The organism is Pseudomonas mucidolens (assembly GCF_900106045.1).
Classification (GTDB): domain Bacteria; phylum Pseudomonadota; class Gammaproteobacteria; order Pseudomonadales; family Pseudomonadaceae; genus Aquipseudomonas; species Aquipseudomonas mucidolens.
In genome coordinates, this window is record NZ_LT629802.1 from 5,758,462 (window position 1) to 5,775,113 (window position 16,652).

Annotated in this window: 18 protein-coding genes; 16 read left to right on the forward strand and 2 right to left on the reverse strand. The window is 60.8% G+C overall.

Features of this window, described 5'->3' with window-relative positions; all coding sequences use genetic code 11:
* Positions 1 to 20 precede the first annotated feature (20 nt).
* Genes BLU75_RS26650 through BLU75_RS26660 form a run of 3 tightly spaced genes read left to right on the forward strand, consistent with a single transcriptional unit; the run spans position 21 to position 1,705 of the window.
* Complete coding sequence (locus BLU75_RS26650; RefSeq protein ID WP_084376498.1) at positions 21 to 383, forward strand: CidA/LrgA family protein; 363 nt, start codon at positions 21 to 23, stop codon at positions 381 to 383.
* The gene (locus BLU75_RS26655; protein ID WP_084376497.1) at positions 380 to 1,096 is read left to right on the forward strand and encodes an LrgB family protein; all 717 of its coding nucleotides are present in this window, start codon (positions 380 to 382) and stop codon (positions 1,094 to 1,096) included. Before BLU75_RS26650 ends, BLU75_RS26655 begins: the two co-directional genes overlap by 4 nt.
* Positions 1,097 to 1,117: 21 nt before the next feature.
* Positions 1,118 to 1,705, forward strand: coding sequence for an LON peptidase substrate-binding domain-containing protein (locus BLU75_RS26660; RefSeq protein ID WP_084376496.1), 588 nt, complete (start codon positions 1,118 to 1,120; stop codon positions 1,703 to 1,705).
* A 57-nt stretch (positions 1,706 to 1,762) separates the two neighbouring features.
* Here BLU75_RS26660 and BLU75_RS26665 read toward each other — a convergent pair whose 3' ends face one another.
* Together BLU75_RS26665 and BLU75_RS26670 are read right to left on the reverse strand one after the other, a co-directional pair.
* Positions 1,763 to 3,079, reverse strand: a complete 1,317-nt coding sequence (locus BLU75_RS26665) for a bifunctional DedA family/phosphatase PAP2 family protein (RefSeq protein WP_084376495.1) — start codon at positions 3,077 to 3,079, stop codon at positions 1,763 to 1,765.
* Positions 3,080 to 3,227: 148 nt separating this feature from the next.
* On the reverse strand, positions 3,228 to 3,911 hold the full coding sequence (locus tag BLU75_RS26670) for a DNA-3-methyladenine glycosylase (RefSeq protein WP_084376494.1): 684 nt from the start codon (positions 3,909 to 3,911) through the stop codon (positions 3,228 to 3,230).
* A 177-nt stretch (positions 3,912 to 4,088) separates the two neighbouring features.
* On the opposite strand from BLU75_RS26670, the gene BLU75_RS26675 reads away from it, so the two are divergent.
* The 13 genes from BLU75_RS26675 (at position 4,089) to BLU75_RS26735 (ending at position 16,549) form a co-directional block, all read left to right on the forward strand.
* Positions 4,089 to 5,354, forward strand: coding sequence for a glutamate-5-semialdehyde dehydrogenase (locus tag BLU75_RS26675; protein ID WP_084376493.1), 1,266 nt, complete (start codon positions 4,089 to 4,091; stop codon positions 5,352 to 5,354).
* A complete protein-coding gene (gene nadD / locus BLU75_RS26680; RefSeq protein ID WP_084376492.1) occupies positions 5,354 to 5,998 on the forward strand; it encodes a nicotinate-nucleotide adenylyltransferase in 645 nt (214 codons plus the stop codon). The genes BLU75_RS26675 and nadD overlap by 1 nt, the downstream gene beginning before the upstream one ends.
* Before the next feature lie 69 nt (positions 5,999 to 6,067).
* Complete coding sequence (rsfS, locus tag BLU75_RS26685; RefSeq protein WP_003215432.1) at positions 6,068 to 6,562, forward strand: ribosome silencing factor; 495 nt, start codon at positions 6,068 to 6,070, stop codon at positions 6,560 to 6,562.
* 9 nt (positions 6,563 to 6,571) lie between these two features.
* Entirely contained in the window at positions 6,572 to 7,039 is a 468-nt protein-coding gene (gene rlmH, locus BLU75_RS26690) for a 23S rRNA (pseudouridine(1915)-N(3))-methyltransferase RlmH (protein ID WP_003185785.1), read from the forward strand.
* Between the two features lie 15 nt (positions 7,040 to 7,054).
* Positions 7,055 to 8,950, forward strand: a complete 1,896-nt coding sequence (mrdA, locus tag BLU75_RS26695) for a penicillin-binding protein 2 (protein WP_084376491.1) — start codon at positions 7,055 to 7,057, stop codon at positions 8,948 to 8,950.
* 31 nt (positions 8,951 to 8,981) lie between these two features.
* A complete protein-coding gene (gene rodA / locus BLU75_RS26700) occupies positions 8,982 to 10,085 on the forward strand; it encodes a rod shape-determining protein RodA (protein ID WP_165447444.1) in 1,104 nt (367 codons plus the stop codon).
* Between the two features lie 17 nt (positions 10,086 to 10,102).
* Positions 10,103 to 11,113, forward strand: a complete 1,011-nt coding sequence (gene mltB, locus BLU75_RS26705) for a lytic murein transglycosylase B (protein ID WP_084376489.1) — start codon at positions 10,103 to 10,105, stop codon at positions 11,111 to 11,113.
* A complete protein-coding gene (locus BLU75_RS26710; protein ID WP_084376488.1) occupies positions 11,113 to 12,105 on the forward strand; it encodes a septal ring lytic transglycosylase RlpA family protein in 993 nt (330 codons plus the stop codon). Before mltB ends, BLU75_RS26710 begins: the two co-directional genes overlap by 1 nt.
* A 182-nt stretch (positions 12,106 to 12,287) precedes the next feature.
* Positions 12,288 to 13,445, forward strand: a complete 1,158-nt coding sequence (locus BLU75_RS26715) for a D-alanyl-D-alanine carboxypeptidase family protein (protein WP_084376487.1) — start codon at positions 12,288 to 12,290, stop codon at positions 13,443 to 13,445.
* 83 nt (positions 13,446 to 13,528) lie between these two features.
* Positions 13,529 to 13,804, forward strand: a complete 276-nt coding sequence (locus BLU75_RS26720) for a DUF493 domain-containing protein (RefSeq protein ID WP_084376486.1) — start codon at positions 13,529 to 13,531, stop codon at positions 13,802 to 13,804.
* Entirely contained in the window at positions 13,804 to 14,451 is a 648-nt protein-coding gene (gene lipB / locus BLU75_RS26725; protein WP_084376485.1) for a lipoyl(octanoyl) transferase LipB, read from the forward strand. The genes BLU75_RS26720 and lipB overlap by 1 nt, the downstream gene beginning before the upstream one ends.
* Before the next feature lie 25 nt (positions 14,452 to 14,476).
* Positions 14,477 to 15,478 carry a lipoyl synthase gene (lipA, locus tag BLU75_RS26730; RefSeq protein ID WP_165447443.1) on the forward strand — a complete coding sequence of 334 codons (1,002 nt, stop codon included), beginning with the start codon at positions 14,477 to 14,479 and terminating at the stop codon, positions 15,476 to 15,478.
* Between the two features lie 150 nt (positions 15,479 to 15,628).
* Positions 15,629 to 16,549 (forward strand): S66 peptidase family protein, encoded by a 921-nt coding sequence (locus BLU75_RS26735; RefSeq protein ID WP_084376483.1) that lies wholly within the window; start codon positions 15,629 to 15,631, stop codon positions 16,547 to 16,549.
* The last annotated feature ends 103 nt before the right edge of the window (positions 16,550 to 16,652 follow it).

A 16,652-nucleotide genomic window follows, 5' to 3' on the forward strand; every position in this document is an offset into this window, starting at 1 on the left:
TGCTTTTGGGGAGAAGACGGATGCTATTACGCGGTCTGACATGGCTGGTGCTGTTTCAATTGCTCGGCACCGCAATCAATCATTTGTTCCTGCCGGTTATGCCGGGAGCGATTGTCGGCCTGCTGCTGTTGCTGGCCTATCTGATGTGGCGCGGTGAAGTCGGCGAACCGTTGAGCCTGGCGGCGGGCAGCCTGTTGCGTTATTTGCCGTTGCTGCTGGTGCCGCCTGCCGTGGGCGTGATGGTGTACGCCAAGGACATCTTGGCTGACTTCTGGGCCATCGTCGGTGCGCTGGTGTTGTCGCTGGTGATTGCCATGGGCTTTGCCGGGGTCTTGATGCAAAAGCTGGTCAAGCGCCAGGGCCACAAGGAGCAAGGGCAATGATTTTCGATTGGCAAGGAGCCTGGGCCTCGGTGATCCATCATCCGTTGTTCGGCATCGGCATTACGCTGGGTGCTTACCAACTGGTGCTGGCGGCCTACGAGAAAACCCGCTGGATCTTTCTGCAGCCGGTGCTGGTCTCGATGCTGCTGGTGATCGGCGTATTGCTGAGCTGCGGCCTGAGCTACGCCGAATATCGCGAGAGCACCGAGATCATGGGCATCCTGCTGGGCCCGGCGACGGTGGCGCTGGCGGTTCCGCTGTATTTGAATCTGCGGCGAATTCGTCAGTTGTTCTGGCCGGTTTTTACTACGCTGGTGGTGGGTGGCGTGTTGGCGACCGGCCTGTGCGTGTGGCTGGGTTGGGGGTTTGGTGCCGAGCACATGGTGCTGATGACCATGGCACCAAAGTCGGTGACCTCGCCTATCGCGATGTTGGTGGCCGAGCAGATTGGTGGCGTCGCGGCGCTGGCGGCAGTGTTTGTGCTGATCACCGGGGTGGTCGGCGCAATGGTCGGGCCAGCGTTGCTGTCGCGCCTCGGAGTGCACAGCCCGGAAGCGCGCGGCATGGCGCTGGGCATGACCGCGCATGCGGTAGGTACCTCGGTGGCCCTGCAGGAAAGCGAAGAGTGCGGTGCGTTCGCGGCGCTGGCGATGAGTTTGATGGGCGTGGCGACGGCGGTGTTTCTGCCGTTGGCGGTCTCAATCGTTGTTTAAGTCGGGTTTAAGGAAGTCTTTATGAGTCTGGCGTTGTTCCCTCTCAATACGGTGCTGTTTCCCGGTTGTGCCCTTGATCTGCAATTGTTCGAGGCGCGCTACCTGGACATGATCAGTCGCTGCATGAAAAAAGGCCAAAGCTTCGGCGTGGTGTGCATTCTGGATGGCGCCGAAGTCGGGGAGGCGCCGGAGGGCTACGCGCAGGTTGGCTGCGAGGCGCTGATCCGCGACTTCCAGCAGCAGGACAACGGCTTGCTGGGGATTCGTGTCGAGGGCGGCCGCAGGTTCCGCGTCCTTGAGGCCGAGGTTCAGCGTGACCAATTGCTGGTGGCCGAGGTGCAGTGGCTGGAAGATGCGCCCGAGCAGCCGCTTGAGGAAGAAGACGCCGACCTGCTGGCACTGCTTCAAGCGCTGGCCGAACACCCGATGGTCGCCGCGCTCGACATGGGTTCCGACGCGCAAGGGCAGCAGGCATTGAGCAATCAACTGGCGTATCTCCTGCCTTTTACCGAAGCCGACAAAGTCGACCTGCTGCAACTCGACGACCCGCAGCAGCGCCTGGATGCGATTCAACTATTGCTGGATGAGTTGCAGGGTGAATTGTTCTGAATTCCGTCGGGCGCAGGAGGCGTGCGGCCTCCGACGATTGGCTGGGGTCGGCTTGGATTAATACGCGTACCTGAGCAGGGCGTGGGAGGTACCGGTCAGTGCAAAAAAACCGAGCACGGCCACGCAGGCCGGCAAAATCAGCCACCAGACCTTCGGTGCCATCGGCGGCAGCGGGGTTTGGCGCTGGCTCAAGGTCAGGCTGAAGGCGCACACCGTCATCGCCAGCAAGGTGCCGGCCAGAATGTCGGATGGCCAATGCGCGCCCAGGTACACCCGCGACAGCGCAATGGTGGCGGCGGGGATCGCGCCCAGCAGCAGCCAGGTCAGGCGCATGCGGGTAGGCTGGCCACGGCCGGCGAGCACTGCCAGGGCCAGGAAAAACGCAAACGAGCCGGACGCATGGCCACTCGGCATGCTGAAACTGGTCAGCGGGTCGCTGAGGATTTCCGGGCGACCACGGGCGAAAAACAGCTTGCTGGCGGTGTTGATCAGCGCGGCGCCCAGCAACGTGACACCGACAAAGAGTGCGTGGCGCCATTGCCGTGCCAGCAGCAACAAGCCGGTCAACACCGCACTGGCGACGAACATTTTCTTGAACTCGCCCAGTTGGGTGATCATCACCATGGCCTGGTCCAGGGCCGGGTCACGGTGTTCCTGGACCAGGGCCATCAAGCCCTGGTCAAAGTGATTCAAGTGGGGATAGCCGATAAACATCGCGATCAACAAGACCAGACTGACGCAGCCGGTCCATAACGTGGCCCGGCGATGACCGCGCAGGCTACTGTTGAGGCTCACCCCCAGCAGCAGGGCGAGACAGGCGGCGACGACGCCGGCCTCGGGCCAGAACCCTTCGGGCAGCGGCAGACGAAATGCCGCGCCCGTGGCCCAGCCCGGCAGCAGGTAGGCCACTGACCAGCCAGCGGCGGCCAGCACGCTGACGGCGGCGAAGCGCGGGAACGGCATGTCGCACATCCCGGCCACCATTGGCAGCATCGGCCGCAGCGGGCCGATGAAACGGCCAACCAGCAGGCTGGCGATCCCGTACTTCTGAAAATAAGCCTCGGCGCTGCTCATCCACTCGGGATGGTGGCGCAGGCCGGGCAAGCGCCGGATGTTCTGGTGGAAGTGTCGTCCCAGGTAGTAGGAGATCGCATCGCCCAGCAATCCGCCGATCATGCCCAGCAACAGGGTTTCGCTGAGGGACAGCGCGCCGCTGCCGGCCAGCACCGCAATCGCGAACAATAGCACCGTGCCTGGCACGATCAGCCCGGCAATGGCCAGACACTCCACGCAGGCCACAATAAAGACTGCGGCAGCCAGCCATTGCGGGTTAAGGGTCAGCCAACCGGTAATGCCATCGAGCCATTGGCCCATACAATCAACTCCATCTGGGGTTACACCCGCCTCTGTAGGCGCGAGCTCGCTCGCGAAAAACCTGAGGACGCCGCGGGGGGTCAGATTTTCCGCGCCATCGTTGACGATCTTCGCGAGCAAGCTCGCTCCTACAGGGAGCAGGCAGGTTTCAAATCAAACAGTAATCGCGGCCTTCGACCTGGCCCCGCCGCAGCGGGTTCCGTGTGCAGTAGGTTGCGAAGTCGGCATCGACGAAGCGATACATCAGGTGTTCATCCCGACCGCCGGGAATGCCCAGGCGTGTGGTTTGGATAATCTGCGCAGGCGTCTGGCCTACGTCTTCGACGTAAAACCGCTGCGGGTCAAAGCGCTGGGCGTCCCACATCGGCACCTTCAGGCCGAGGGCTTTGCACAGCAGCGTCTGTCCGGCGCAGAGCTTGTGGGGCGGGCGCGGCCGGCCGCTGGCATCCGGGTTGTTCAGCAGCATTTGCGCCAGGCTGGCCGGCCCTGAGGTCTCATCCACCCAAGGATAGGCCGACTTGATCAGCACGGCATTGCCCGGGCCCTGGGCGCTGAAGTTCAACGAGTCGCCGCCACGGGCGTAGTACATGTAGATGTGGCCGCCATCCAGAAACAAAGCCTTACGCTTTTCTGTGTAGCCGAGGGACGCATGGCTGCCTTTTTCGGCCAGGAAATAGGCCTCGGTTTCAATAATGCGGACTGACAGCCACACATCGCCGACGCGATGACGGATGACTTTGCCCAGCAAATCCTTTGCCAGCTGTTGCGCGTCGCGGTCGAAAAAACAGTCGGGCAGGGCGTTGCCAGGGGCAGGGGAGGAAAAACTGGTCATGACGTTGACGGGTTACCGCGGCCAAATGTGACTTGATGATATCAAGTTCAAGCTTAATCCCCGCTGAACATCGAGTTTTTACAGCTCATTTCGACCATCCGCCCCTCACCGCTGTCCGTAGGGCGACGCGACAGCTATAATCTGCCGCTTTCCTCTTTGCCAAGACCCCACCAGACCATGACTGAGTCCGTTCTTGACTACATGACCCGCCTGGGTCGCGCTGCCCGTCAGGCCTCGCGGTTGATCGCCCGTGCGAGCACCGCGCAGAAGAACCGTGCCCTGATGGCGGCTGCCGATGCGCTGGACGCCTCGCGCGCGGCGCTTACGGCGGCCAACGAGCAGGACCTGGCCAATGGCCGGGCGAATGGTCTGGAACCGGCATTGCTCGATCGCCTGGCGCTGACGCCGGCACGTATCGACGACATGATCGAAGGTTTGCGTCAGGTGGCCAAATTGCCTGACCCCATCGGTGAAATCCGCGATATGCGTTACCTGCCTTCGGGCATCCAGGTGGGCAAGATGCGCGTGCCCCTGGGCGTGATCGGCATTATTTATGAATCGCGGCCGAACGTGACCATTGATGCCGCGAGCCTGTGCCTGAAGTCCGGCAACGCCACCATCCTGCGTGGCGGTTCCGAGGCCATCAATTCCAATCGTGCCATCGCCGCGTGCATTCAGCAGGGCCTGGCCGTGGCCGAGTTGCCGGCCGAAGTGGTGCAGGTGGTCGAAACCACCGACCGCGCCGCCGTTGGCGCGCTGATCACAATGCCGGAATGGGTTGATGTCATCGTGCCGCGAGGCGGCAAGAGCCTGATCGAACGTGTCAGTCGCGATGCCAAAGTGCCTGTGATCAAGCACCTGGACGGTGTCTGCCACGTGTTCATCGACGTCGCGGCCGACCTCGACAAGGCGATTCGCATCGCCGATAACGCCAAGACTCACCGCTATGCGCCGTGCAACACCATGGAAACCCTGTTGGTTCACGCAGCCATTGCCGAGCGCGTATTGCCGCCGCTGGCTGCTATTTACCGTGACAAGGCGGTTGAACTGCGCGGTTGCGAGCGCACCCGGGCGTTGCTCGGTGCCGACGTGATCGAGGCCACCGAGCAGGACTGGTACACCGAATACACGGCGCCGATCCTGTCGATCCGCATCGTCGACGACCTGGATCAGGCCATCGAACACATCAACACCTACGGCTCCAAGCACACCGATGCCATCGTTACCGAGCATTTCAGCGATGCGCGGCGTTTCCTCGGCGAAGTGGATTCGGCTTCGGTGATGGTCAACGCCTCGACGCGCTTTGCCGATGGTTTCGAGTATGGCCTCGGGGCGGAGATCGGCATTTCCACCGACAAGCTCCACGCTCGCGGCCCGGTGGGCCTGGAAGGCTTGACCAGTGAGAAGTACGTGGTTTTCGGCGACGGTCATGTGCGCACTTGATGGCTAAACGCATCGGGCTGCTTGGCGGCACCTTCGATCCCGTACACATCGGTCATTTACGCAGTGCCCTTGAAGTGGCGGACGCCTTTGGACTCGATGAGCTGCGGCTGATACCCAATGCCAGGCCACCGCATCGGGATACGCCTCAGGTGTCGGCGCCTGATCGGCTGGCGATGGTCGAATGTGCCGTTGCCGGTATATCGCCGCTGGTGGTGGACGACCGCGAACTCAAGCGCGATAAACCGTCCTACACTATCGACACCCTGGAGCAGACGCGGGCCGAGTTGGCCGCCGATGACCAGTTGTTTCTACTTTTGGGCTGGGACGCATTTTGCGGCCTGCCCACTTGGCACCGCTGGGAAGAATTGCTCCAGCATTGCCACATCCTGGTGTTGCAACGCCCGGATGCCGACAGCGAACCGCCGGATGCCTTGCGCAACCTGCTGGCCGCGCGGTCGGTAAGTGACCCCTTGGCCCTGACCGGGCCGAACGGGAATATTGCATTCGTCTGGCAGACCCCGCTTGCGGTGTCTGCCACCCAGATCCGTCAACTGCTGGCCAGCGGGAAGTCGGTACGTTTCCTGGTGCCTGACGCGGTCCTGGCCTACATCGATGCGCACGGGCTTTACCGTGCGTCGAACTGAAAAGGCGCGCTTGAACGCACGAACAGTCGTGCAGCGAGCGCCCGAACATACGAGCAAAACGAGTTTTTTATGACGAACAAAGACGTAAGCAAAGTTAAACGCAAAGGCACGTTCAAGAGCGCCCCGCTGCCAGTAGAGGCGCACACCGGCCCTGAACTCGCCGGCGAAGAGCTGGTGAAGGTTGCTGTAGCGGCTCTGGAAGACGTGAAGGCCCAGGACATTCAAGTTCTGGACGTACGCGACAAGCAGAGCATCACCGATTTCATGATCATCGCCACCGGTACTTCCAACCGTCAGATCGGCGCGATGCTGGACAAGGTCCGTGAAGCCGTCAAAGCCCAAGGCGTCAAGCCGCTGGGTGAAGAAGGCAAGGGTGACAGCGACTGGGTTCTGTTGGACATGGACGACGTGATCGTGCACATGATGACCTCCAACGCCCGCCAGTTCTACGACCTCGAGCGTCTGTGGAAAGGTGCCGAGCAGAGCCGTGCCGCCGATGGCAAGCACCACAGCCCTGAAGTCGGTCACGCGCATTTCGACAAGCTCAACAAAGACCAGGAATAAGGAACGGCTGTGCGCCTGCGTCTGATCGCTGTCGGTTCTCGCATGCCCAAGTGGGTGGAGGAAGGCTGGCATGAATATGCCAAGCGCCTGCCATCCGAGCTTGCGCTGGAACTGGTGGAAATACCGCTCAATACCCGTGGCAAGAACGCCGACGTGGCGCGTTTTATCCGTCAGGAAGGCGAGGCCATGCTGGCCAAGGTCGGCCCCAATGAGCGGATTGTCACCCTTGAGGTGCACGGCAAGCCCTGGAGCACCGAACAGTTGGCGGTGGAGCTGGATCGCTGGCGCCTGGATTCGCGCACGGTGAACTTCATGGTGGGTGGCCCCGAAGGGCTGGCGCCGGAAGTGTGCGCGCGGGCCGATCAGCGCTGGTCGCTGTCGCCCCTGACGTTGCCCCACCCGCTGGTACGGATTCTGATCGGTGAACAGCTGTATCGCGCCTGGACAGTTCTGTCCGGGCACCCTTATCACAAATAATCTGCGCCCTGCCTGATGACCCAACCGATCCGCATCAAGGACCACGAGAAAGACGCACGCCTTGTGCGCGGTCGAGTCGTGTTCGGTGCGGTCGCGGTGGTCACGCTGATGTGCGTGTTGATTGCCCGCCTGTATTTCCTGCAGGTGATCCAGTACGACTATCATTCCACGCTGTCGGAAAACAACCGGGTGCATGTGCAGCCGATCCCGCCGACCCGTGGCTTGATATTCGACCGTAATGGCGTGGTGATAGCGGATAACCGACCCAGTTTCAGTCTGAGCGTGACCCGCGAACGGGCCGGCGAGTGGCGAGAGATACTCGATGTGATTGTCGAGGTGCTGGAGTTGACGCCGGGCGATCGGGCGATCTTCGAGAAACGCATGAAGCAGGGGCGTCGGCCATTCGAGCCGGTGCCGATTCTGTTTGAACTGACCGAAGAGCAGATCGCCAGGATCGCGGTGAATCAGTTCCGCCTGCCGGGTGTGGAAGTAGTGGCGCAGCTGGTGCGTCATTACCCGCAAGGGGCGCACTTTGCGCACTCCGTCGGCTACATGGGGCGGATCAACGAAAAAGAGCTGAAGACCCTCGATCCGGTCAACTACAGCGGCACCCACCATATCGGCAAGACTGGCATCGAGCGTTTCTATGAAGCCGAGCTGCATGGCCAGGTAGGTTACGAGGAAGTCGAGACCAACGCGCGTGGCCGTGTGTTGCGCGTGCTCAAGCGCACCGACCCGACTCCCGGCAAGGACATTGTCCTGAGTCTCGACATCAAGCTGCAGGAAGCTGCGGAAATGGCCTTGGGCGGTCGCCGTGGCGCGGTGGTTGCGCTGGACCCCAATACTGGCGAAGTACTGGCGATGGTCAGCCAGCCGAGTTTCGATCCCAATCTGTTTGTCACCGGGATCAGCTTCAAGGCCTACGCCGAGTTGCGTGACTCCATCGACCGGCCGCTGTTCAACCGGGTGTTGCGCGGCCTGTACCCGCCGGGCTCGACGATCAAGCCCGCCGTGGCGATTGCCGGTCTCGATGCTGGCGTCATCACCGCTTCCAGCCGAGTCTACGATCCTGGTTACTACATGTTGCCCAACTACGATCACAAATACCGTAACTGGAACCGCTCGGGCGACGGATATGTGGACCTGGACACGGCGATCATGCGCTCCAACGACACCTACTTTTATGACCTGGCCCATAAGCTGGGCATTGATCGCCTGGCGACCTATATGCGCAAGTTCGGTCTCGGTCAGAAAGTCTCGCTGGACATGTTTGAAGAGTCGTCCGGCCTGATGCCTTCGCGGGAATGGAAGCGCGCCACCCGGCGCCAGGCCTGGTACCCCGGCGAAACGCTGATCCTCGGGATTGGCCAGGGTTATATGCAGGCCACACCGCTGCAACTGGCGCAGGCTACGGCGTTGGTGGCGAGCAAGGGCAAGTGGATCCGTCCGCACCTGGCCAAGACCATCGAGGGGGAAGCGCCGGTGGATGAAAATCCGATCCCGGACATTGTCCTGCGCGATCCGTCCGACTGGGCCAAGGTCAGTCACGGTATGCAGCAAGTGATGCATGGTGCCCGAGGTACTGCGCGCAAGGCAGCAATCGGCGCGCAATACCGGATTGCCGGCAAAAGCGGTACCGCCCAGGTGGTTGCGATCAAGCAGGGTGAGCGCTACGACCGCTCCAAGGTTCAGGAGCGCCATCGCGACCACGCCTTGTTCGTTGGATTTGCTCCGGCCGATAACCCGAAAATCACCGTGGCGGTGATGGTCGAGAACGGCGAATCCGGTTCCGGCGTGGCGGCTCCGGTCGTGCGTCAGATCATGGACGCCTGGTTACTGGACGCGGAGGGCAAGCTCAAACCTGAGTTTGCCAGCCCTTCAAGTGCGGAGGCTACGGCCAGTGAAGAGTAACTTTGACCGCATCCTCTCCAGCGAGGATGTCATGCGTCGCTGCGCCACGTTGTTGCAGCGTCTGCACATCGATGGCCCGTTGCTGATTCTGCTGCTGACCCTGGCCGCCGGTAGTCTGTTCGTGCTGTATTCGGCCAGCGGCAAGAACTGGGATTTGCTGATCAAACAAGCCACCTCGTTCGGTCTGGGCCTGTTGTCGATGGTGGTGATTGCGCAACTGGAGCCGCGCTTCATGGCGCGCTGGGTACCGTTGAGCTACGTCGTCGGCGTGTTGCTGCTGGTGGTGGTGGACGTCATGGGGCACAACGCCATGGGGGCGACACGCTGGATCAATATTCCAGGGGTGATTCGCTTCCAGCCGTCGGAGTTCATGAAGATCCTGATGCCCGCGACGATCGCCTGGTACCTCTCCAAACGGACATTGCCGCCGCAACTCAAGCATGTCGCGGTCAGTCTGATGCTGATCGGCATTCCCTTTATTCTTATCGTGCGCCAGCCTGACCTTGGCACCGGCCTGCTGATTCTCGCAGGTGGCGCGTTCGTGCTGTTCATGGGCGGTCTGCGCTGGCGCTGGATCCTCAGCGTGCTGGTGGCTGCCATACCACTGGCGGTGGCCATGTGGTTCTTTTTCATGCACGACTATCAGAAACAGCGGGTGCTGACCTTCCTCGACCCCGAGAGTGATCCGTTGGGCACCGGCTGGAACATCATTCAGTCCAAGGCGGCCATTGGTTCGGGTGGCGTGTTTGGCAAAGGCTGGCTGTTGGGGACTCAATCGCACCTGGACTTTCTGCCGGAAAGCCACACCGACTTCATTATTGCGGTCATGGGCGAAGAGTTCGGCCTGGTGGGCATTTGCGCGCTGTTGCTGATTTATCTGTTGTTGATCGGGCGAGGCCTGGTGATTACCGCGCAGGCGCAGACGCTGTTCGGTAAATTGCTTGCCGGTGCGCTCACAATGACTTTTTTTGTTTACGTTTTCGTCAACATCGGTATGGTCAGTGGCTTGTTGCCGGTGGTTGGGGTGCCGTTGCCATTCATTAGCTACGGCGGAACTTCGCTGGTGACATTGCTGTCAGCGTTTGGGGTTTTGATGTCGATCCATACCCATCGCAAGTGGATCGCGCAGGTTTGAATAAGGTGAAGATGTCAATGCAAGTAATGCGCGGCTGGGCTGCCCGCTATGCGTCCTGCCTGGGTTTGTTGGGCGCTTTCGGCGCTTCGCAGCAAACGCTGGCCGGGGACTATGACGGCTCGCCTCAGGTTGCCGAGTTTGTCGGTGAAATGACGCGTGACTACGGGTTCGCCGGCGAACAACTGATGGGTGTGTTTCGTGAAGCGCAGCGCAAACAGTCGATTCTCGACGCTATTTCCCGCCCCGCCGAACGCGTCAAACAGTGGAAGGATTACCGTCCGATGTTCCTCACCGACTCCCGTGTGGCGCGGGGTGTGGACTTCTGGCGAGAGCACGAAGCGGTGCTGGCCCGCGCCGAACAGGAATATGGCGTGCCGGCCCAGATGATCGTCTCGATCATCGGCGTTGAAACCTTTTATGGGCGCAACACCGGCAATTTTCGGGTGATTGACGCGTTGTCGACCCTGGGTTTCGATTATCCGCCGCGCGCCGAATTTTTCCGCAAGGAACTGCGTGAGTTCCTAATGCTAGCGCGTGAAGAGCAAGTCGATCCGATGACCCTCAAGGGCTCCTATGCTGGCGCAATGGGCTTGCCACAGTTCATGCCCAGCAGTTTTCGCGCCTATGCGGTGGATTTTGACGGTGACGGCCATATCAATATCTGGAGCAACCCCGATGATGCCATCGGTAGCGTTGCCAGCTATTTCAAACGGCATGGCTGGGTCGGTGGCGAGCCGGTGGTGATTCGCGCCGATGTCACTGGTGAGCGTGCCGATGAAGGCTTGACCCAGGGGATCGAACCGGTCAAGACCGTTGGGGAGTTGCGAGCGCTGGGCTGGTCAAGTCATGATGCGCTGCGCGATGATATGCCCGTCACGGCTTTCCGCCTGGAAGGCGCGGACGGCCCTGAATACTGGATGGGTTTGAAGAATTTCTACGCAATCACGCGTTATAACCGCAGTGTGATGTACGCAATGGCCGTGCATCAGCTGTCAGACAAGCTGGTTCAAGCACGGGGCGTCAAGTAATGCGGGTATCGCCGATCAATAAACCGCTCAAGCTGGTGGCGTTTGCCGCATTGTCCTTGCTGGTTGTCAGTTGCTCCACCAGTCGCCCGCCGGCGCAGAAATCCAGCACCGCCGTGCGTTCGGCGCCGGGCCTGGATATCAACCGTGCACACAAGGACGGCGCGCCGTGGTGGGACGTCGACGTCTCACGCATCCCGGATGCCACGCCGACCCTGCACACCGGGGCTTACAAGGCTAATCCCTATACCGTTTTGGGCAAGACCTACTTCCCGCTGCAAGACTCCAAGAATTATGTGCAGACAGGCACCGCGTCCTGGTATGGCACCAAGTTCCACGGCCAGAACACCGCCAACGGCGAGGTCTATGACCTCTACGGCATGAGCGCGGCGCATAAGACCTTGCCGCTGCCTGCCTACGTGCGGGTGACCAACCTGGACAACAGCCGCGTGGTGATCCTGCGGGTCAACGACCGTGGTCCGTTCTATTCGGATCGGATCATCGACTTGTCCTACGCGGCGGCGAAGAAACTTGGCTATGCCGAAAGCGGCACGGCGCGGGTCAAGGTCGAGGGTATCGACCCTGCACAATACTGGGCCCAGCGTGGGAAACCGGCCCCGTTGATGCTCAACGAACCGAAAGCCGCGCAGCCGCAGATCACCGCTTCGACGGGCAAGGTCGAGCAATGGACACCTCCATCGCAGCAACATGCCGCGCCGGTGGTGGCGGTGCCGCAAACCGCGCAAGGCAGCGCGGCGGGAGGCCAGTACCTGCAAGTGGGCGCTTTCGCCAACCCTGACGCGGCAGAACTGTTAAGGTCCAAGCTCAGTGGGATGGTCAGCGCACCGGTATTCATCAGTTCCATCGTGCGTAATCAGCAGACCCTGCATCGCGTGCGCCTGGGGCCGATTGACTCGCCGGGCGAGGTTGCCCAAGTGCAGAACAGCGTTCGATTGGCCAACCTGGGCCTGCCCAGCGTGGTCAGCGCAGAGTAGTAGTAGCGGATTGATGGTTCAGGCACGTACGCGAGCCCGGGCCCTGGTTGCAGGCTCTTGAATAATAAAAAACCCGAAGGCAAGGGTTGAGCTGGCAACTGAACACGCGACAGCCTGGCGACGGGTTGTCTCACTCGTTTTGCCCGCGAGGGCAAGTTTCCATAAGCAATCTCGAGATACGGATGAACATCACCACCTTAGCCAAACGCCTGTGCCTGCTTGTCCCGCTGATCATCGCGCCCGCCGCCTGGGCTGTCGACATGGTGCCAGCGGCGCCGCAACTGGCTGCAAAGTCCTACGTACTCATGGATGCCGCCAGCGGCAACGTGCTGGTCGAGAACAATGGTGACCAGCGCCTGCCGCCGGCCAGCTTGACCAAGCTGATGACCGCTTATATCGCGACCCTGGAAATCCGTCGCGGCCAGATCGCTGAAAGCGACCCGGTGACGGTCAGTGAGAACGCCTGGCGCACCGGCGGCTCGCGGATGTTCATCAAGGTCGGTACGCAGGTGTCTGTCAGCGACCTGCTGCACGGCATCATCATTCAGTCCGGTAACGACGCCAGCGTCGCCTTGGCCGAGCACATTGCCGGCAGCGAAGATGCGTTCGCCGACATGATGAACAAGACCGCGGCCGAGTTGGGCATGACCAACAGCCACTTCATGAACCCGACCGGCCTGCCAAACCCTGATCACTACTCGTCGGCCCACGATATGGCGATCCTGGCTCGCGCGATCATTCGTGTCGATCCGGTGCACTACGCGATCTACTCCCAGAAAGAGTTTTTCTGGAACAACATCAAGCAGCCGAACCGCAACCTGTTGCTGTGGCGTGACAAGACCGTCGACGGTCTGAAGACTGGTCACACCGAAGAAGCCGGTTACTGCATGGTGTCCTCGGCGGTACGTGACGGCCAGCGTCTGATTGCGGTGGTCTTTGGTACCAACAGCGAGCAGTCGCGTGCGGCTGAAACCCAGAAACTGCTGACCTACGGTTTCCGTTTCTTCGAAACCCAGACGTTCTACCAGAAGGGCGCCGAGTTGGCCCAGGCCCCGGTGTGGAAGGGTACCGAGCGTCAAATCAAGGCCGGCCTGGCTGAAGACCTGACCTTGACCATGCCTAAGGGCCAGCTCAAAAAGCTCGCGGCCAGCATGACCATGAACCCGCAACTGATCGCGCCTATCGCCAAGGGCGACGTGATCGGCAAAGTGGAAGTGAAACTGGACGACAAGGTTGTCCACAGCGCCGATCTGATCGCGCTCGACGCCGTTGACGAAGGCGGTATCTTCCGCCGCGTGTGGGATAGCATTCGTCTATTCTTCTACGGCTTGTTCAACTGATTGTGTGCACCCGCAAAGCCCCGCGTTGATCCGACGCGGGGCTTTGCTCGTCGCCGCGGCTTACCGCTTACGAGGCTGTTGCCATGACCGATAAAGAAGTACAGGCGCCAAAGATCGAATTCCCGCAGACCGATTATCCGATCAAAGTGATCTGCGATACCGGCGTGGGCCATGAAGCCAAGGTGATTTCGATCGTCTCGAAACACGCCGAGATCAATCTTGAACTGACGGTCGAGCGTCAAAGCAGCACGGGCAAGTACACCACGACCCAGCTGTATATTCTGGCGACCGATCAAGACCAGCTCTACAACATCAACAGCGAATTGCGAGCCACCGGTTTCGTACACATGGTGCTGTGATGCCTGAAGTCCTGGGCTTTCGCGAGCTCGGCCGGATGGCTTACGAGCCTGTCTGGCATGCCATGCAGCGTTTCACCAACGAACGCGGCAGTTCAGCTGCCGATGAAATCTGGCTGGTGGAACACCCGCCGGTATTCACCCAAGGCCAGGCCGGCAAGGCCGAACACGTGCTGTTGCCGGGAGATATTCCGGTGGTGCAGGTCGACCGAGGTGGCCAAGTGACTTACCATGGGCCCGGGCAACTGGTTGTGTATCTGCTACTGGACGTGCGCAAGCTGGGATTTGGCGTGCGCGAACTGGTCAGTCGCATGGAAACCTGCCTGATCGAGCTGTTGGCCAGTTATGGCGTGACGGCCGTAGCCAAGCCCGACGCGCCAGGCGTCTACGTCAATGGCGCGAAAATCGCCTCCCTGGGGCTGCGGATCCGGCATGGCTGTTCCTTTCATGGCCTGGCCTTGAATGTGGACATGGACCTGGCACCGTTCCAGCGGATCAACCCCTGTGGTTACACCGGTTTGGCCATGACCCAGTTGCGCGATCACGCAGTACCGATAGAATTTGCCGAGGTAAGTGCCCGGCTGCGCGCGCAGCTCGTCAAACACCTCGACTATGCTGAGCAGACGACCCTGACGGGCGGAATCGACTGATATGACTACTGATGTTGTGCAAACCATGATCCCGACGCTGGACATCACCGAACGTCCGGCCCCGGCCCCGCGTGCCAAGGTTGAAGCCGGCGTCAAGCTGCGCGGCGCCGAAAAGGTTGCACGCATCCCGGTGAAGATCATTCCGACCACCGAGTTGCCGAAAAAGCCCGACTGGATTCGCGTGCGCATCCCGGTCTCGCCGGAAGTCGATCGGATCAAGGCGCTGCTGCGTAAACACAAGCTGCACAGCGTGTGCGAAGAGGCCTCCTGCCCGAACCTGGGCGAATGTTTCTCCGGCGGCACCGCGACCTTCATGATCATGGGTGACATCTGCACCCGCCGTTGCCCGTTTTGCGACGTTGGCCACGGCCGGCCGAAACCACTCGACGTCAACGAGCCGGAAAGCCTGGCCATTGCCATTGCCGACCTGGGTCTAAAGTACGTGGTGATCACCTCGGTGGACCGCGATGATCTGCGTGATGGCGGTGCCCAACACTTCGCTGACTGCATCCGCGAAATCCGCAAGCTGTCGCCGAACGTGATGCTCGAAACCCTGGTTCCGGATTACCGCGGCCGGATGGACGTTGCCTTGCAAATCACCGCTGCCGAGCCGCCAGATGTGTTCAACCACAACCTGGAAACCGTGCCGCGTCTGTACAAGGCTGCACGTCCGGGTTCGGACTACCAGTGGTCGCTGACCCTGCTGCAGAAATTCAAGCAAATGATGCCGCACATCCCGACCAAATCCGGTCTGATGCTGGGCCTGGGCGAAACCGACGAGGAAGTCATTGAAGTCATGCAGCGCATGCGCGAGCACGACATCGACATGCTGACTCTTGGCCAGTATCTGCAACCGTCCCGCAGTCACTTGCCGGTGCAGCGTTTTGTGCACCCGGACACCTTCGCCTGGTTTGCCGAGGAAGGTTACAAGATGGGCTTCAAGAACGTGGCGTCGGGCCCCTTGGTACGTTCCTCGTACCACGCCGACGAACAGGCGAAACTGGTCAAGGCTAGCCTGGTTTCCTGATAAAGATTTGCGCAACACCGCAGGTCTAATGTGGGAGGGGGCTTGCTCCCGATAGCGGTGTATCAGTATCAGAGGTGCTGACTGACACACTGCAATCGGGAGCAAGCCCCCTCCCACATTTCGTTTTGCACTCGTTAGGGAGACTCGTGGATGACCGCTGCCGTACCTGCCCTTCGCGCCGAAGGCACCATCGCCCTGATCGCCCCCGCCGGCCCCGCCGCACTGGATGTTGAAAAAGCTGGTCAATGGATGCGCGCCCGCGGCTACGATCTGCGCATCTACCCGGGTGTTTATGAGCGCGACGGCTACCTTGCTGGCAGCGATAAAGTCCGCCTCAACGACCTCCACAAAGCCTTCGCCAACCCTGAAATCGATGCCATTTTCTGTCTGCGCGGTGGTTACGGCACACCCCGCCTGCTTGATAGCCTGGATTTCGAACTGCTGCGCGCCAATCCCAAGCCATTTGTAGGCTACAGCGACATCACGGCGCTACACCTGGCAATCAGCCGCTACGCGGGTTTCGTGACCTTCCACGGACCGATGCTCAATGCCGATCTGCTGGGCGACAAACAACAGCCTACCGAGTCCTCACTGCTCAGCCTGCTGCGCGGCCAGTTGAACGCCGGCAGTGAGTTGACGCACCCGGTGGCCTACCCGTTGACCACGATCGAACCAGGCATCGCCAGCGGACGCTTGCTGGGCGGCAACCTGTCGATGATCGCGGCGGTCATGGGCACGCCTTACGAAATTGACGCAGAAGGCATCATCCTGCTGATCGAAGACGTCAACGAACCGATCTATCGCATTGACCGCTTGCTGACGCACCTGCGTTTGGCGGGCAAGCTGGCTCAGGTCGCCGGTGTGCTGGTCGGGGACGTGGCAGGTGTGGACAGTGTCGCGCTGGAGCGCCTGCTCAAGCAGACCTTTGAACCGTTGTGCATTCCGGTGCTGTCCGGCTGGCGCAGCGGGCATTGCGATCCGAACCTGACGCTGCCGATGGGCGCATGGGTGAGGTTGGATGCGGGGGAGCAGCAGCTGGTGTTGGAGCAGGATGTCGTGTTCAGGCCTTGAAATTGTCGGCGCCTGTCATGGCGCTCTCGGGAGCAAGCCCCCTCCCACATGTGTACCACGTACATCTTTTGGAATGCAGTCAAATGTGGGAAGGGGCTCGTTC

Coding starts and splice junctions, on each gene's coding strand:
- BLU75_RS26720 (WP_084376486.1), top strand. CDS start 13,529: ATGACCGATAAAGAAGTACAGGCGCCAAAGATCGAATTCCCGCAGACC.
- rodA (WP_165447444.1), top strand. CDS start 8,982: ATGCGTCGCTGCGCCACGTTGTTGCAGCGTCTGCACATCGATGGCCCG.
- BLU75_RS26660 (WP_084376496.1), top strand. CDS start 1,118: ATGAGTCTGGCGTTGTTCCCTCTCAATACGGTGCTGTTTCCCGGTTGT.
- BLU75_RS26655 (WP_084376497.1), top strand. CDS start 380: ATGATTTTCGATTGGCAAGGAGCCTGGGCCTCGGTGATCCATCATCCG.
- mltB (WP_084376489.1), top strand. CDS start 10,103: ATGCAAGTAATGCGCGGCTGGGCTGCCCGCTATGCGTCCTGCCTGGGT.
- lipA (WP_165447443.1), top strand. CDS start 14,477: ATGATCCCGACGCTGGACATCACCGAACGTCCGGCCCCGGCCCCGCGT.
- BLU75_RS26665 (WP_084376495.1), bottom strand. CDS start 3,079: ATGGGCCAATGGCTCGATGGCATTACCGGTTGGCTGACCCTTAACCCG.
- nadD (WP_084376492.1), top strand. CDS start 5,354: ATGGCTAAACGCATCGGGCTGCTTGGCGGCACCTTCGATCCCGTACAC.
- BLU75_RS26735 (WP_084376483.1), top strand. CDS start 15,629: ATGACCGCTGCCGTACCTGCCCTTCGCGCCGAAGGCACCATCGCCCTG.
- mrdA (WP_084376491.1), top strand. CDS start 7,055: ATGACCCAACCGATCCGCATCAAGGACCACGAGAAAGACGCACGCCTT.
- BLU75_RS26675 (WP_084376493.1), top strand. CDS start 4,089: ATGACTGAGTCCGTTCTTGACTACATGACCCGCCTGGGTCGCGCTGCC.
- rsfS (WP_003215432.1), top strand. CDS start 6,068: ATGACGAACAAAGACGTAAGCAAAGTTAAACGCAAAGGCACGTTCAAG.
- BLU75_RS26670 (WP_084376494.1), bottom strand. CDS start 3,911: ATGACCAGTTTTTCCTCCCCTGCCCCTGGCAACGCCCTGCCCGACTGT.
- BLU75_RS26710 (WP_084376488.1), top strand. CDS start 11,113: ATGCGGGTATCGCCGATCAATAAACCGCTCAAGCTGGTGGCGTTTGCC.
- BLU75_RS26715 (WP_084376487.1), top strand. CDS start 12,288: ATGAACATCACCACCTTAGCCAAACGCCTGTGCCTGCTTGTCCCGCTG.
- lipB (WP_084376485.1), top strand. CDS start 13,804: ATGCCTGAAGTCCTGGGCTTTCGCGAGCTCGGCCGGATGGCTTACGAG.
- BLU75_RS26650 (WP_084376498.1), top strand. CDS start 21: ATGCTATTACGCGGTCTGACATGGCTGGTGCTGTTTCAATTGCTCGGC.